Below are 16,001 nucleotides of genomic sequence, written 5' to 3'. Positions count from 1 at the left end.
CCATGAATGCGTTGCGAGGAGGGTGGCGCTGGGCGCTCACGGTCGTGGCAGTAGTACTGAGCATCATTGTGCTGGTGCTGCTGGCGTTGCGCGGCTTGGCAACACAGGCCGATGCGTTTCGCGACGATATCGAAGCCCAGCTTTCCGAACGTTTCAGCGCCGATGCCGAGCTCGAGCATATCGGCGCCGCTTGGCATGGTTGGGACCCGTCGGCGACGCTTTCGGGAATGACCTTGCGTGCTAAAGCACCCCAGGCGCCGCCTTTGCTCAGCCTCGAGAGCGCGCATGCGCGTCTCGATACTCTGGCGTCGCTGCGCGCGGGGTACCCCGTTTTCGAAAGGGCCGAGGTCGAACAAGCGACGCTGCATCTCTATCAGCGTGCCGAAGGGGGATGGGGCTGGCCTTCGGCGGAAGTGCCTGATGAGGTTCAGGCACCGGGCCGCTTCCGCCTCGCCGATATCGACCGTTGGGTCGGCGCTCTTCTGCGTCAGCGTGTCGCCATTCATGACGTGCGCGTGGTCCTGCATGGGCGACAGAATGATGTCACGCTCGTGGCACCGCGCGTGCTGATGGCGGGCGGCGATTCACAGGCCCACCTCGAAGGCCAGATGCATGTCGACGGCCAGCCGGAGGCGGCCTTGAGTGCGGTGCTCGAGGTGCTGCCCGGGCGTCATGGGCTGGGTGCCTTCAATGCCGCCTTGCAAGTTGACGTCAATGCCCAAGGGTTGCGTGCCTTGGGACAGGTGTTGACCGCTCAGCAACGCTACACTCTGAAAACAGTAGAAGGCGACGCCCGGCTATGGGCCCGTTGGCATGATGCCCGTCTCGAGGATGCTCGCCTGCGCTTGTCGCTACCCAGGCTGAATATCACGCGGCGTGATGGCCCGCCGCTGGCGTTCGAGGATATCGGCGTGCGTGCCCAGGCGTTGCGGGATGATGATGGCGGCTGGGATATCTGGGCCAATGGGTTAGGCGCCAAGCGCGACGGCGACGGCCACGAAGGCTCCCCTTTGCCCGAGCGATTACAGGCGCGCGTTGAAGGCGCCGACTGGTGGCTGCGCAGCAGTGGTTTTTCCCTGGATGCGTTGGCCGCCTGGGGCGGCATGCTGCCATTATCCGATGAGCACGCACGAATGCTCGAGCAGATGGCCCCAAAGGGGCAAGTCGCCGGCCTCGAAGTCGGGCGTCATGACGGCCGCTGGTTTTCACGCACGGCATTGACGGGGGCACGCGTGTCGGCTTGGGATGGCATTCCCGGTGGCGGACCATTCAGCGCCTGGGTGACCACCGAAAACGCTTCGGGAAGCGTACAATTTCGTGATGAGTCGAGCATGGCGCTCGCGTTCCCCGACGTCTATGCCCAACCGATCGAGGTGGATGCCGCGAGCGGGCGTATTGACTGGCAGCGTGACGGTAACGCCTTCGACATCGAGAGCAAGGCGTTGCAAGCCAACTGGCGTGGGGCCGAGGTGAATGGCACCTTTGCGGTCCACCTGCCACTGGCTGAGGACGTACCCGGGCATCTCGATCTTGACTTGGCGTTTTCCGATGCCGATGCGATCGATACACCGCTGCTCGACTGGCTCCCCACCCAAGCCATGGACGAAGAATTGCTCGATTGGCTGTCGCAGGTCAGTGGGCGCGTTGCTCAGGGCAGTCTGTCCTTGTCGCAGACGCTGACCGAACGCGAGGCGCCCGAGGGAGAGTTATTCGTCAATCCCGACGATCGCCTGCAGCTACAGTTGGATGTCGAGCAGGGCCGTCTGCCTTATGATCCCGAATGGCCAGCGCTGGAAAACGTTGCCGGCCATTTGGATATCGACAACCAGACCCTGGTTGCGCAGGTGGATCACGCTTCCAGCATGGGTCTGGAAACGCGTGACGCCCGCGTCTTGATGGTCGGCAATACGTTGGGTGTGCGCGGGCCGGTCACAGGGTCCAGCCAGGCCTTGCTGGATTATCTCGCCGAAGCGCCGCTGGAAGGGCTCAGCGAAACCTTCGCCGATTGGCAGAGTGAAGGCCACGTCGAGGCCGATCTCGACATGACGATTCCACTGGCAATTCCTGAAGCGATGAAGGCCGATATCCAGGGGCGCGTCGAGGCCTCGCAACTGTATCTCGGCATGTTGCGCCTTCCGCTCCAGAATGTTGAGGGGGATATGCGTTATCGACACCTCAAGGATCAGGACCTGCTGACCGGTGACGTGAGTGCACGGGCGTTGGGAGGCAACATGAAGGGCACGCTGGATATGGGCGGTGATGGCTTCACCTTCACGGGCCGTGCCAGCGCCGAGGGGCTGTTGAGCTGGGCGCGCCTAGCGCCGCAGCCCGCGCTTGCCGAGGGCACGCTACCGTATCGCGCACGGGTTACCTTCGATGACGAGGACAACGCGAGCGTGCGCGTCACCAGCGATCTCAAGGGTCTGGCCCTGCGCCTGCCGGCCCCCTTTGGCAAGACCGTCGACGACACAACGCCGCTGGAAGTCAGCGCGGATGTGGCCTCGGGTAGCGGCCGAGTTCGAGTGTCGGACTGGGGGCGCTTACGCTGGCGTACGCAAGGCGAACGCTTACAAGGCCAGGCATGGTTGGAAAATTGGCCGGAAGCGCCTCAGTGGCCACAGCAGGATGGTTGGACCGTGAACTGGCAGCCGCCTCGCTTGGATCCCCAACAATGGATCTCGCTGCTGCGCGAACGCGATCTCAATCGGCAAGTCACTGCGCAACCCAAGGGCGTGCCGGACGACACATCGAGTGGCACCGGCGAAGACGTCTCGAGCGGTCTGCGGCGTATCGCCGTCTCGACGCCATGTGTCGTTCTCGATGAACAATGTCGGGGAGCGTTACAAGCCGATGCCACCCCGCTCGAGGAAGGATGGCAACTGACACTGGCGGGCCCGGTGGCGGCGGGAGAAGCGCAGTGGCGGCCAGAGACGCCGCGTCCGTTGGATATTAACCTCGCGCGACTCGATCTCGATACCTTGTGGCCTGCCGAGAGTGCCACCCAAGGCGACGGCCAGGTGAGGCTCATCGATGAAATCGCCACACCGCCGGACCCCGTCGCGCTTCCGGATGGCGTGGAAGGCTGGCCCGATGGGCGCTTGCATGTCGGCGAGCTGCGCCATGACGGACAAACCTTCGGTCCGCTCGATGCCGATTGGCAGACTTCTTCACAGCGTTTGGATATCAAGCCGTTGTCGCTGGTGGTCAACGGCGTGACGGCGAGCGGCGAGCTGGCTTGGGAAACCGCGGGGCAAGCAGGTAGCCTGACGCGCGCGCGGTTGGCCCTGAAGGGCAGCAATCTCGGCGACGCCCTGGTTCGCCTGGGACAGCCCGAAGTGGTCAATAGCGAAAGCGTTGACCTGAATGCGCGCTTGGCATGGCCTGGCGCGCCATGGCAATTTGCAGTGGAACGCTCGCAGGGTAGCGTGTCGCTGGCATTGACCAATGGCCGTTTCCGGCAGGTCGACTCGGGCCCTGCCAAACTGGTGGGGCTGCTCAACCTAGATAATATCTTCCGTCGGCTGACGTTGGATTTCTCCGATATTACCCAGGAAGGGACGGCTTTCAATAGCGTGAATGGCGAGGCGACGCTGTTCGACGGCAAGCTCGTGACTCGAGGCCCGGTTGAAATCGACGGTTCGGCTACCCATTTTACCTTGCAAGGCGAAGTCGATCTCGTGCAGCGTACACTGAATCAGCGACTGGGTATCACCGTGCCGGTGAGCCAGAATTTGCCGCTCGCGGCCGTGCTCGTTGGCGCACCGCAAGTAGGCGTGGGATTGTACCTTGCCCACAAGCTTTTCGGCGGCTGGCTCGATAAGGCAACGCAGATACATTACCGCGTGCACGGCCCATGGTCGTCGCCGCAACTGACACTGGAAAGCGCCCGATGAACGCACTCAACGATAGCGCCTTGAATCAGGCGACCTCATTGCTCCTCGCGCCGGGCGGTCTCGACCTGGCGGCGCTAGATACCGGCCTGAGTCATGCCATGGGGCCGGGCATCGACTATGCCGATTTATATTTTCAACGTACCTGGCAAGAAAGCTGGATCCTCGAGGATGGCGACGTCAAGGAGGCCGGCTACAGCATCGATGGTGGCGTCGGCGTACGCACCCTGACCGGGGAAAAGACCGGCTTCGCCTACTCCAATCAGATCAGCGCCGATGCGCTGGCCGATACCGGACGTATCGCAGCAGGCATTGCGCGAAGCGGCCAACGCTTGCCACCTCAGGCGGTTCAGGCCGCCATGCCCACGCGCCGCTATGCCGATGTCGATCCTCTGGCGGGGCTATCCGCTGAGGATAAAATCGCCATGCTCAAGACGGCGGATCGCGTGGCCCGCGCCGCCGACCCATGCATTACGCAGGTCAGTGCCTCGCTGTCGGGCGTCTATGAAGTGGTAATGGTGCGCGCCAGCGATGGCACGCTAGCAGCCGATATTCGCCCCTTGGTGCGGTTCAACGTCAGCGTCATCGCTGTGCGTGACGGGCGTCGTGAGCGCGGTAGTGCCGGCGGTGGCGGTCGTTACTCGATGGCGCGCTTGCGCGACGAGAATGTGGCGGAACGCTTCGCCAAGGAAGCGGTGCGTCAGGCAAAGGTCAATCTGGAGGCGGTCGATGCGCCGGCCGGCCAGATGCCGGTGGTGTTGGGCAACGGCTGGCCCGGTATTCTGCTTCACGAGGCGGTGGGGCACGGTCTCGAAGGGGACTTTAACCGCAAAGGCAGCTCGGCTTTCGCGGGGCGTATCGGCGAGCGTGTGGCCGCGCCGGGTGTTACGGTCGTCGACGACGGGACGCTATCCGACCGGCGCGGATCGCTGAGCGTGGATGACGAGGGTACGCCGAGCCAGCGCAACACGCTTATCGAGGACGGTATCCTCAAGGGTTACATGCAGGACAAGCTCAACGCACGCCTGATGGGCATGGCGCCCACCGGCAATGCGCGTCGCGAGTCCTATGCACACGTCACCATGCCGCGCATGACCAATACCTGCATGCTGGCTGGCCAGGATGATCCCGAGGATATCGTCAAGAGCGTCAAGCGGGGCATCTATGCGGTGAGCTTTGGTGGTGGCCAGGTCGATATCACGTCGGGACGTTTCGTGTTCTCTGCCTCCGAGGCTTATTTGATCGAGGACGGCAAGATCACCGCACCGGTCAAGGGCGCGACCTTGATCGGCAACGGGCCGGAGGTGATGCAACAGGTATCGATGATCGGTCACGATCTCGAGCTGGATACCGGTATTGGTGTCTGCGGCAAGGAAGGTCAGGGGGTGCCGGTCGGCGTGGGCCAGCCGACACTCAAGATCGATGAACTCACCGTGGGCGGAACGCAGTCATAAAGCTCGAAGCGGAAAGAGCGCCGCTACGCGGCCGGAAGCTTGAAGAAAATTCCTGGCTTCGAGCGGCGAAGCTGGGGCTTCTAGCTTAGAGGCCGGCGGTTTCGCGGATCAGTTTGAACAGTTTGCGAGCATTCGTCGGCGGTTTCTCGCGCTGGCGTTCGCTTTTGGCGTTGCGGGTGAGTTGCCGCAGCGTCTGGCGGTCGACCTCGGGGTATTCGGCGATGAAGGCCTCCAGCGCGTCTGCGCTGTCGTCCTCGATGAGCCGGTCGCGCCAGTGCTCGAGACGATGAAAGGCGTTATCGCGGTGTAAGCTTTCCTGCTCGATGGCGTCGAACGTGGCCTGGATGGCCGTAAGGTCTTCGCGGCGCATGACCTTGCCCACGTATTGCATGTGGCGACGCCGGCCTTCGTGGGAGCGGATACGCGAGGTTTCCTCGACCGCGAAGCGCATGTCGTCGGAAAGCGGTAGGCGTGCGCGTTCGGCATCGCTCATGGCGATGATGCGCTCACCCAGCGCTTGCAGGGCTTTCATCTCGTTCTTGCGCTGGGTCTTGCTGGGGCGTCCCGCCTCTTCATCGTGCGGGTCGGGGAGGTCGATCGACATTGCATTACCATCATGCTTCGGGGATGACCGTGCAGTATATCAGGCTTCCTCGACAATCCTACCGAGCCCTTGAGCAATGTCTCGGGCCTTATGAGTACAGGAGTAGACCATGAGCCAGGCCTTCGATGCCGTAGAGCAGCAAGCACGCTTGGAGGCACGCGTCGCGCAGGCCTTGGAATTGGCCAAGCGATTGGGCGCCGATGCGTGCGAAGTGGGCGCCAGCGTGGACCAGGGGATCGAGGTCGGTGTACGCCTGGGCGACGTGGAAAACGTCGAACTATCCCGCGATCAGGGTATCGCGGTGACCGTGTATGTGGGGCAGCGCAAGGGCAGCGTATCGACATCCGACGCGAGCGATGAATCCTTGCGTGCGGCGGTCGAGAAAGCGTTGGATATCGCGCGCTATACGGCGGAAGACCCGGCCTCGGGCTTGGCCGAGGCGGCGCTGATGGCGACGGAATTGCCGGATCTCGGTGTTCATTACCCTTGGCCGTTGAGCACCGACGATGCCATCGAACTGGCGCTTGCTTGCGAGTCCGCCGGTCGCGGGGTCGAGGGTATCGCCAATTCCGAGGGGGCGAGCCTTTCCAGTGGTGAAGGCGTGCGCGTTTACGGCAATAGCCATGGGTTTCTGGGTAGCCAGCGCGGAAGCCGCCACTCGCTGTCGTGCATGTTGATCGCCGGTCAGGGGTCGGACATGCAACGCGATTACGACTATACCTCGGTACGCAATCCGGCGGACTTGGAGTCGCCCGAGGTGGTGGGGCGGCGTGCCGCCGAGAAGACGTTGGCCCGGTTGGGGGCGACCTCACCAGCGACGGGACGGATGCCGGTGCTCTTTGCACCCGAGCTTGCCAGCGGGTTGGTGGGCAGTTTCATGGGCGCCATCGCCGGGGGCGCCTTGTACCGCGAGGCATCCTTCCTGTGCGGTCAGTTGGGTGAGATGATCTTCCCCGAGTGGTTCACTCTGCGCGAACGGCCTCGCGAATATGGCGCCATGGCGAGCACGGCCTTCGATAACGATGGCGTTGCCACGCGCGATAACGTATTCCTCGACCAGGGGCGCTTGGCGAGTTACATGCTCTCGACGTATAGCGCGCGGCGCCTGGGAATGACCACGACCGGCAATGCCGGCGGTGCACGCAACCTGCGTATCGACGCGCCTCTCGTCTCGCGGGATGAATTGCTCGCGCAGATGGGGCGTGGCGTACTCGTTACCGAGTTGATGGGACAGGGTGTCAATGGCGTGACCGGTGATTATTCACGCGGTGCGTCGGGTTTCTGGGTCGAGGATGGCAAGATTCAGCATCCCGTGGAGGAGTTCACCATTGCCGGCAACTTGCGCGATATGTTCGCCAATCTTCAAGGCGTGGGCAGCGATACCGATACGCGGGGCAGCGTGCATACCGGCAGTTGGTTGATCGGTGACATGACGGTAGCGGGCGAGTAAAACGCTCGGCGACGCGGTGCCTCGGCACCGCGTCTCAGTAGAGCGCCGCGGCCAGTCCCAGAAACGCGACGAAGCCGACCACATCGGTGATCGTCGTCAAGAGCACGCCTCCCGAGAGCGCTGGATCGATCTTCAGGCGCTTGAGTAGTACGGGAATAACGGTGCCGGCCAGCGCGGCGACGGTCAGGTTGATGACCATCGCCAAGGCGATGATGCCGCCGAGCTTGTAGTCGTCGAAGCGCACGATGGCGACCAGGGCTACGATCACGGCCCATAGCACTCCGTTCATCATCCCCGAAAGCATTTCGCGGACCAGCAGCCACTGCACGTTGGCGCCGCCGACGTGTCCCAGAGCAATCCCACGAATCAGCACCGTCAGCGTCTGCGACCCGGCGATACCCCCCATGCTGGAGACGATGGGCATCAAGACGGCCAGCGCGGTGATTTGCTGAATGGTCGATTCGAAGATGCCGATAGCGAACGATACGATGGTCGCCGCGATCAGGTTGATGCCCAGCCACACGGCGCGTCGACGCCCGGTGCGCCACGCCGGCGCGAAGGTGTCCTCGTCCTCGTCGAGGCCGGCCATGCTCATGACCTGGTGCTCGGCATCCTCACGAATGACGTCGACCACGTCGTCGATGGTGATACGGCCCAGCAGGGCGCCGTCGGTGCTCACCACCGGCGCCGAAATCAGATCGAATTTCTCGAACAGGCTGGCGACTTCGGTGTCCGCGGCCGTGGCCTGCACCGAGGCAAAGTCGGTGTTCATGACCTCGCGGACCAAGATCGAAGGATCGGACACCAACAGCAAATTGAGCGGTAGCGTGCCGATCAGTTCGTCGCGGCGGGTGACGACGAGCAGCGTATCGGTGGAGTCGGGCAGTTTCTCGTGTCGGCGTAGATAACGCAGCACCACGTCCAGGGTGATATCCGGGCGAATGGTGATGGTATCGGTGTTCATCAAGCCGCCAGCGGTGTCCTCGGGATAGGACAGCACGGTCTCGATTCGCTGGCGTTCCTGCGCCTCCATGGCTTGCAGGACTTCGTGAATGACCGTGTTGGGCAAGCGTTGCAGCAAGTCGGCGAGGTCGTCGACATCGAGCCCTTCGGTCGCCGAGACGAGCTGTTCGGCATCCATGCGGCTCAAGAACTCGCTCTGGATATCGTCGCCCAGGTATTGCAGTACATCGCCTTGCAAGTCGGGTTCGACTAGCTCCCAAAGCACATTGCGCTCACGCGGCGGCGTCGACTCGAGCAGATGCGCGACGTCGACCGGTGCCAAGCCACGATTGAGCATGCGGCGCGCCTGGTCCAACGCACCGCTTTCCAAGGCCTCGCTGAGGCGGTCCAGCCGGGGCTGTAATTGCTTGTGATTGGGGCTCATGGGGAATCGGCATCCTTTGTCGATTCTAGGGCGAGGCACTATTCTAACATTGCTTTGGTAAGGCGCGAACACTGTTCGCTAATCAAACATCTTCCTCGAAGCGTGCCTCGAACAAGGCAGTGAGGGCCTTGAGTACCTCGTCGGCATCTTCGCCCTCGGCTTGAATGTCGAGTTCGGTTCCGCAGGGGGCTGCCAGCATGAGCAGTGACATGATATTGGTGGCATCCGCCTCACGCTGGCCATGGAAGACGCAGACGCGCGCCGCGTAGGGTTGGCAGCATTGCACGAGCTTGGTCGCGGCGCGCGCGTGGAGGCCGCGCTTGTTGATGAGTTGCAGCCTACGACGCGGCATCGCTGTTCTCCGGTAACGCTGCTTGCACGCCCAGTTCGCGATGGCGTAGACGGACGCCACTCATTTGCGTCGCAAAATACCGAGCCAGCCCTTCGATCAGGTATACCGAGCGGTGCTGGCCACCGGTGCAGCCGATCGCGACGGTCAAATAACTGCGATTGCTGGCAACATAGGCGGGCAGCCAGCGCTCCAGCCACTGACGTATATCGTCGGCCATGGCGTGCACGTCGGGGTAAGCTTCGAGAAACGTGACGATCTGTGAGTCGCGACCGTCGAAACCGCGCAGTTGGGGGTCCCAGTAAGGGTTGGGCAGGCAGCGAGCATCGAACACCATGTCGGCATCCAGCGGGACGCCGCGTTTGTAACCGAACGACTCGAACGTCAAGGTTAGATGTCGACCGCTATGACGGGCTACCTGCTCGGCGATGCGTCCACGCAGCTCATGTACCGATAAGTTGGAGGTATCGATGACCAAATCGGCGATATCGCGGATCGACGACAGATAGGTCTGCTCCTGTTCGATGGCCTCGGCGAGCGTCATTTCACTGGTTCGCGTCAACGGATGACGACGGCGCGTCGCCGAGTAGCGTTCCAGTAGTATGCGCGAGTCAGCGGTCAAATAAACGACCTGACACTGAATGCCTCGGGCGCGGATCTCTTCGAGCAGCACCGGAAAGCGCCGCAGGGCTTCGGGAAGATTGCGCGCGTCGATACTAACCGCGATATGCGTGCGTGACGGCGGACCTTCACGCAGCTCATCGATCAGGGGCGCCATGAGGCTGGCCGGCAGGTTGTCGATCGCGTAGTAGCCGAGATCCTCGAGTGCTTGCAAGGCAATCGATTTGCCGGAGCCGGAACGGCCGCTGATGATCACGAGCTGCATGGGCGCCCCTTGTGTTGCGCGAATATCAGTTTACGCGGATGTCAGTTTGCGCTGTTATCGTGCTGGCGGATCGCCTCGATCAGAGTATCGTAGAGCTGCCGCTGGGTCTGTGCCTGGCGCAGCTTGGTCCGGATGGCGCTATCGTTCATGATGGCGGCAACCTGAGCCAGCAACGATAGATGGGCATCGTCGGCTTCTTCTGGTACCAGCAGGACGAAGATCAGATCGACGGGGTCGCCATCGGTGGCATCGAAGTCGATGGGCTCCTGCAGGCGTAGAAAGCCGGCAATCGGCTCCTTGCAATGTGGATTGCGCGCATGCGGAATAGCGACACCATTGCCGATACCGGTGCTGCCCAATCGTTCACGGCCGATGAGGCGTCCGAAGACTTCCTGGCTATCGAGGCTGGGTGTGTTCTGGGCGATGAAGGTGCTGAAAAATTCCAGCACGCGCTTCTTACTCCCCCCGGCCACGCCGAAGAGTGCGCGCTCGGGGGGTAGGATGCTTTCCAATATCATGGCGAATTAACGGGCACCGGCGCCCTGAGCGCGTGCCTGCACCTTTTCCTTGTGTTTGACGAGCTGACGGTCGAGCTTGTCGGTTAGGGCGTCGATAGCGGCGTACATGTCGTCGCTTTGTGTATCGGCGTGCAGGTCCGCGCCTGCGGCATGAAGCGTGCATGCAGCCAGGTGACGTTCCTTTTCGATGGATAACGTGACCTGGACGGTGGTGATGTTGTCATAGTGACGTTCCAGACGCGCGAGCTTTTCATTGACGTAGTCGCGTAGAGCATCGGTCAATTCGATGTGATGACCGGTGATATTGGCTTGCATGGCACGCTCCTATTCCATCGGTTGGCACTTCGATTGTAACCCTTTTTAGAGCGCTGCATAGCCCTAGAAAGCGCTGGATAACGATGGCCGCGGCGAGTCTACGCAGCGTGGCCGATACGTGCAATCCGCCCGCGTTCAGGCGAGTCGCTTACGCTCGCTGGAAGAGGGGATGCCCATGGCTTCGCGGTACTTGGCGACAGTGCGTCGTGCGACCGGAATGCCGTCCTGAGCTAGCAGGTCGACGAGCTTGCTGTCGGATAGAGGCTTGCGTGGTGGCTCGTCACCAATCAATTTCTTCAAGCGTGCACGAATCGCCGTGCTGGAATGGGCGTCGGTTTCGCCTTGCCCGCCAACGTGGCTGGAAAAGAAATACTTGAGCTCAAAGACGCCGCGTGGGGTATGGATGAATTTCTGCGTGGTCACGCGGGAGATGGTCGACTCGTGCATGTCCACTGCATCGGCTATATCCGCCAGAATCAACGGCTTCATGGCTTCCTCGCCGCGCTCCAGGAAATCTAGCTGGCGCGCCATGATCTCCTGGCCCACTCGCAGCAAGGTGTCGTTACGGCTCGAAAGGCTCTTGAGCAGCCATTTGGCTTCTTGCAGGTGTTGCTTGAGGAAGGTGTTGTCGTCGCTCTTGTCCGCGCGCTTGATGAGGGCGGCATAATCCGGCTGGATGCGGACGCGGGGCAAAGCCTCGGGATTGAGCTCGATGCGCCAATCTTGCCGGATGCGTCGTGCGACGAGGTCGGGGATGACGTAATCGTTGCTGCTGTCCTCGAAGGCAAGGCCAGGGCGCGGGTCGAGTGACCGAATGAGGGCGATGATGTGATCGAGTTCTGCCTCGTCGAGGCGCAACCGTCGCTTGAGCAACTTGCGATCGTTGCTGGCGAGCGCTTCCAGGAACTGGCGTACCAGACGCTTGGCCTGAGTTAGTAGTGGCATGTCTTCGGGCAGGGCGCCGAGTTGCAGCAACAGGCACTCGCGCAGGTCGCGGGCGCCGACGCCGGTGGGATCGAACTGCTGTACACGCATCATGACGTGTTCGACATCGCCCACCTTGAGCCCCGAAAGGCCTTGGCCGCGCAAGCCATCGACCAGTCCCTCGAGGGGCAGGGTGAGATAGCCGTCGGGCCCCACAGCGTCGATCAGGCTTTCGGCAATAGCCTGTTCGCGCGGTGTCATATCGGCCATGGCGAGTTGCCAGGCCAGATGGTCGTGAAGGCTGGTATGCGCGGTGTTGCGCTCTATATCGGGACCTTCCTCGCTGCCGCCGCCGCCCGATAGTGAGGGACCTGAATCCTGGTAAGTGTCACTCCATTCGCTATCCAGCGGCAGGTTCTCAGGGATGTCGTTCGTCCAGTCATCCTCTTGCTGCGTCTCGCTGACCTCGCGCTCTTCGAAGTCCTCTTCGAGCTCCAGCATGGGGTTGGAGTCCAGCGCTTGCTGGATCTCCTGTCGCAAATCCAGCGTTGAAAGCTGCAAGAGCTGAATGGCTTGCTGTAACTGGGGCGTCATCGTCAGCTGTGTGCCGACGCGAAGCTGCAAGGTAGGTTTCATGGACATGGAAAATCGATCGTCGCTTCCTGAAACGGTGCCCGTAAGTTATCTCGCGACGACGCCACTTGCAAGAATATAAGCAACAATCATGCCATTTATATAAGCGTGCGGCGGTTCCAGTGGCTTGCGTTTACAGTCGGAACTCATGGCCGAGGTAGACATCACGTACTTTTTGATTGGCGAGTATGGCGTCGGCATGACCTTCGGCAATGATCTGTCCGTTTCCGACGATGTAGGCGTTGTCACAAATATCGAGGGTTTCGCGGACGTTGTGGTCGGTGATCAAGACGCCGATATCACGGTCGCGCAATTGGCGGATGATGCTCTTTATCTCGCCAACGGAGATCGGGTCGACCCCGGCGAAGGGCTCGTCGAGAAGAATGAAGGCGGGCTCGGTGGCCAGGGCGCGGGCGATTTCAACGCGACGACGCTCGCCCCCGGACAGGCTCATGCCGGGGTTGTCCCGTATGTGAGTGACGTGAAACTCTTCTAGGAGGCGTTCGAGTTGCGCCTTGCGTGCGGCCTTGTCGAGATCGCGGCGCGTCTCGAGAATCGCCATGATGTTATCGGCGACCGAGAGCTTGCGAAAGATCGATGCTTCCTGGGGAAGATAGCCGATACCGGCGCGGGCGCGCTCGTGCATGGCCGCATGCGACAGGTTGCGTTCGTCGATGTGTACGCTACCGGCATCGGCGCCTACCAGCCCGACAATCATGTAGAACGAGGTAGTCTTGCCGGCGCCATTAGGGCCTAGCAAGCCGACGATGCTGCCCTGACGTATGGTCAGGCTGATGTCATGCACCACGCGGCGGCCCTTGTAGCTCTTGGCGAGGTTGGCGGCACTCAGGGTCTTCATGGGCGTCGGGTCCTACCTAATGGGGGGAGTGAATCACGAAACACGCCACTACTCGCTGTCGCGGGGCGTCAGCGTCATGCGAACGCGCTGCTTGCCATCGCCGTCATCGTCGGAGCGTGCCTGTACCTGGCGACGATCGAGAAAGTATTCGACATAGGCGCCATTGAAGGTATCTCGGGCCTTGTGAAGCTCGGCGTTGTCGATGAGTTCCACGCGACGCTCGGCGGCATGATAGATCACCGTATCGCCCCAGCCCTTGGCCACCGGCTCGTCCGGCGCGGGCTTTTGTTCGAGATAAGCGCGTTCGCCACCGCCGCCATGAGCGGTGACCGTGGAGACTTCACCCTGCGCGTTGCGTTCGATTTCCACGCGCGCGGCCGTCAGTTGCATGCTGCCTTGTTGCATATCGACGTCGCCGGTGTAGACCGCGGTGCCGGCGTTATCGTCGAGATCGAGCTGATCGGCGGCGATCTCGATAGGCTGGCTGGCATCGCTTTCCAGTGCTAGCGCCGTGTGACTGGCGAGCCCTAGCGCGGCGCATGCCAGCGCCGTCGTCAATGGTCGTGTCCTCATGATTCGTCCTCGGCAAGCTGTGGGTGGTGGCCTCGCACATCACCGCTCAGACGCGCTTGATCGGTGTCGATCCAGGCATCGAAGCGATTGCCGCGCACGCGCTGCTCATGCTGCCGCAACACGGCCTCGGTGTCACTCCAGGCGTGGCCTTCGCTGGATTGGTAGTACAGCACGTCGGTGTCGAGGCGCCAGCCCTGCTCGGGTTGTACGAGCTGGGCGTTTCCGGTCAGGGTGAGTAAATCGCGTTGCGGCCCCAGGCTTCCCTTGTCACCGGCGATGTCCCACTTGCGTCCCGCCTCGTCACGGATCTTGGCCTTAGGTGAGTCGGCGCGAATGATGTCGTCGACAGGGGTATGCACGAGGCGCGGCGATTTAAGCGTTTGATGGGGAATGCCTTGCGCGTTGAAGCGCGTCATGGTGACGCCTTCGAGGTAGTAATCGGGCTCGCCCGCGTCATCGCTAGGGACGGGGCCCGGGGAAGAAGAGTCGCGTTGCTCGACGATGGCTAGGCCGATACCCAGGACTATCAGTACTAGCAATAGTCCCAGTCGTGCCCATTTGCGAGAAGACAGAAAAGTCGGCATGACGCGATTCATCCTTGGCCATCGAGATAGGGCGCGAGACAAGCATCCCACCGTCCCTGGCAGCTCAGCAAGGCGTCGCAGATTTCGCGCACCGCGCCTTGGCCGCCCGAGCGCGAGGGGACCCAGTCGGCGTGTGCACGGACGTAATCCGGGGCGTTGTTCACACTCAGGCCGAGCCCGGCGGCGCGAATCGCGGCCAGGTCAGGCAAGTCGTCGCCACAGTAGGCGACGGCGTTCAGCGGTAGGCCGAGCTGTGCGCACAAGGCGGTCAGCGCCACTAGTTTGTCCTCGCGACCTTGTGCGACGTGGGCGATGCCAAGCGCCTCGGCGCGCCGGCTAACCATGGGCGACTCACGCCCGGTGATCAATGCCACGGCGACGCCATTTTGTTGCAGCAGTTTGATGCCGAGGCCGTCGAGGATGTTGAAGCTCTTGGTTTCCTGGCCATCGCTTTGAAAGTGCAGCGTGCCGTCAGTGAGTACGCCGTCCACGTCCAAGGCCAAGAGCCGGACGTGACGTGCCTTGTCGCGCCAATCGTTGGAATATGTCATGGGGCTCCTCAAATGACGCCGCTGACCAATAGGTCGTGCATGTGCAGCGCGCCGACCGGTCGTCCGTCGTCGTCGACCACGGCGAGTGCCGTGATGCGGTTGTCTTCCATGATCTTGACGGCCTCGGCGGCGAGTAGTTCCGGTCGGATCGTCTTGCCACCGTGGGTCATGACGTCATCGACGCGCAGACGGCGCAGGTCGTCGTGGTGGTCGAGAGTGCGCCGCAGGTCGCCATCCGTATAAATGCCGGCTAGATGCCCGGCTTCATCAACTACGCAGGTAAAGCCTAGGCCCTGACGGGTGATTTCCAGCAGGGCGTCGCGTAGCGGGCTGCCCAGCGTGACACAGGGCAGGCGCTCGCCATGATGCATGAGGTCTTCGACCCTGAGCAGGAGGCGTCGGCCTAGACTGCCGCCGGGGTGTGACAGGGCGAAGTCCTCGGCGGTGAATCCGCGCGCCTCCAGTAGGGCTACCGCCAGGGCATCGCCCATGGCCAGCGCGGCGGTTGTCGAGGTGGTTGGCGCGAGGTCGAGGGGGCAGGCCTCGCGGGCCACGGCGGTATCCAAATGTGCTTCGGCGTGACGCGATAGGGTCGAACCGGCGCGCCCGGTCATGCTGACCAGAGGGGCGCCCATGCGTTTGAGTAGCGGTAGTAGCGCCGTGACTTCAGCCGTCTCCCCCGAATTGGAAAGGGCAAGGACGACGTCACGCGGCGTGATCATGCCCATGTCGCCGTGGCTGGCCTCGCCAGGGTGGACGAAGAAAGCTGGCGTGCCGGTGCTGGCCAGCGTCGCCGCGATCTTGCGAGCGACATGCCCGGATTTGCCCATGCCGGTGACGACGACGCGCCCTTCGCAGGCTAGCAGCAGTCGACAGGCGTGGTCGAAGGCTTCGTCGAGGCGTTCGATCAAAGCGGCGATGGCTTGAGATTCGAGTGTCAGCGTGCGTCGCGCGCTGGCTCGATAATCGTAATTGGTAACAGTGTTCATGATGGTGATTGTTGCCCTTCGCGGCCTTGGGCTCA

Annotated in this window: 15 protein-coding genes; 3 read left to right on the top strand and 12 right to left on the bottom strand. The window is 62.2% G+C overall.

Annotated features, from left to right (window positions below; genetic code table 11):
* Positions 1–2 precede the first annotated feature (2 nt).
* Both OP494_RS04880 and tldD read left to right on the top strand, forming a co-directional pair.
* Positions 3–3,893: an AsmA-like C-terminal region-containing protein gene (locus OP494_RS04880; RefSeq protein ID WP_280539580.1), complete on the top strand. Its 3,891-nt coding sequence runs from the start codon at positions 3–5 to the stop codon at positions 3,891–3,893.
* Positions 3,890–5,344 (top strand): metalloprotease TldD, encoded by a 1,455-nt coding sequence (gene tldD, locus OP494_RS04875; protein WP_280539579.1) that lies wholly within the window; start codon positions 3,890–3,892, stop codon positions 5,342–5,344. Before OP494_RS04880 ends, tldD begins: the two co-directional genes overlap by 4 nt.
* 85 nt (positions 5,345–5,429) lie before the next feature.
* Here the strand turns inward: tldD and yjgA are convergent, their stop codons facing one another.
* A complete protein-coding gene (gene yjgA, locus OP494_RS04870; protein WP_280539578.1) occupies positions 5,430–5,948 on the bottom strand; it encodes a ribosome biogenesis factor YjgA in 519 nt (172 codons plus the stop codon).
* 109 nt (positions 5,949–6,057) lie between these two features.
* Between yjgA and pmbA the strand changes: the two genes are divergently transcribed.
* Positions 6,058–7,398 carry a metalloprotease PmbA gene (gene pmbA, locus OP494_RS04865; protein ID WP_280539577.1) on the top strand — a complete coding sequence of 447 codons (1,341 nt, stop codon included), beginning with the start codon at positions 6,058–6,060 and terminating at the stop codon, positions 7,396–7,398.
* Between the two features lie 34 nt (positions 7,399–7,432).
* Here pmbA and mgtE read toward each other — a convergent pair whose 3' ends face one another.
* From mgtE to OP494_RS04810, 11 genes are all read right to left on the bottom strand, one after another.
* Complete coding sequence (gene mgtE, locus OP494_RS04860) at positions 7,433–8,785, bottom strand: magnesium transporter (RefSeq protein WP_280539575.1); 1,353 nt, start codon at positions 8,783–8,785, stop codon at positions 7,433–7,435.
* Between the two features lie 82 nt (positions 8,786–8,867).
* Complete coding sequence (locus OP494_RS04855; protein WP_280539573.1) at positions 8,868–9,137, bottom strand: HPr family phosphocarrier protein; 270 nt, start codon at positions 9,135–9,137, stop codon at positions 8,868–8,870.
* Positions 9,124–10,020 (bottom strand): RNase adapter RapZ, encoded by an 897-nt coding sequence (gene rapZ / locus OP494_RS04850; protein ID WP_178997126.1) that lies wholly within the window; start codon positions 10,018–10,020, stop codon positions 9,124–9,126. Before rapZ ends, OP494_RS04855 begins: the two co-directional genes overlap by 14 nt.
* Positions 10,021–10,061: 41 nt before the next feature.
* Positions 10,062–10,538, bottom strand: a complete 477-nt coding sequence (gene ptsN / locus OP494_RS04845) for a PTS IIA-like nitrogen regulatory protein PtsN (protein WP_040241845.1) — start codon at positions 10,536–10,538, stop codon at positions 10,062–10,064.
* A 6-nt stretch (positions 10,539–10,544) separates the two neighbouring features.
* Positions 10,545–10,853 carry a ribosome-associated translation inhibitor RaiA gene (gene raiA / locus OP494_RS04840; protein WP_040241842.1) on the bottom strand — a complete coding sequence of 103 codons (309 nt, stop codon included), beginning with the start codon at positions 10,851–10,853 and terminating at the stop codon, positions 10,545–10,547.
* A gap of 135 nt (positions 10,854–10,988) precedes the next feature.
* Positions 10,989–12,419, bottom strand: a complete 1,431-nt coding sequence (locus tag OP494_RS04835; RefSeq protein WP_280539571.1) for an RNA polymerase factor sigma-54 — start codon at positions 12,417–12,419, stop codon at positions 10,989–10,991.
* A gap of 124 nt (positions 12,420–12,543) precedes the next feature.
* A complete protein-coding gene (lptB, locus tag OP494_RS04830) occupies positions 12,544–13,269 on the bottom strand; it encodes an LPS export ABC transporter ATP-binding protein (protein WP_133696888.1) in 726 nt (241 codons plus the stop codon).
* 48 nt (positions 13,270–13,317) lie between these two features.
* Positions 13,318–13,842, bottom strand: a complete 525-nt coding sequence (lptA, locus tag OP494_RS04825; RefSeq protein ID WP_247621192.1) for a lipopolysaccharide transport periplasmic protein LptA — start codon at positions 13,840–13,842, stop codon at positions 13,318–13,320.
* Positions 13,839–14,426, bottom strand: coding sequence for an LPS export ABC transporter periplasmic protein LptC (gene lptC / locus OP494_RS04820; protein WP_040241834.1), 588 nt, complete (start codon positions 14,424–14,426; stop codon positions 13,839–13,841). Before lptC ends, lptA begins: the two co-directional genes overlap by 4 nt.
* A gap of 8 nt (positions 14,427–14,434) precedes the next feature.
* Positions 14,435–14,977: an HAD hydrolase family protein gene (locus OP494_RS04815; protein ID WP_247621193.1), complete on the bottom strand. Its 543-nt coding sequence runs from the start codon at positions 14,975–14,977 to the stop codon at positions 14,435–14,437.
* A gap of 8 nt (positions 14,978–14,985) precedes the next feature.
* Positions 14,986–15,966 carry a KpsF/GutQ family sugar-phosphate isomerase gene (locus tag OP494_RS04810; protein WP_280539569.1) on the bottom strand — a complete coding sequence of 327 codons (981 nt, stop codon included), beginning with the start codon at positions 15,964–15,966 and terminating at the stop codon, positions 14,986–14,988.
* Positions 15,967–16,001 lie beyond the last annotated feature (35 nt).

The organism is Chromohalobacter sp. 11-W, assembly GCF_029889905.1.
Classification (GTDB): domain Bacteria; phylum Pseudomonadota; class Gammaproteobacteria; order Pseudomonadales; family Halomonadaceae; genus Chromohalobacter.
This window is presented reverse-complemented; position numbering and strand designations above follow the sequence as displayed.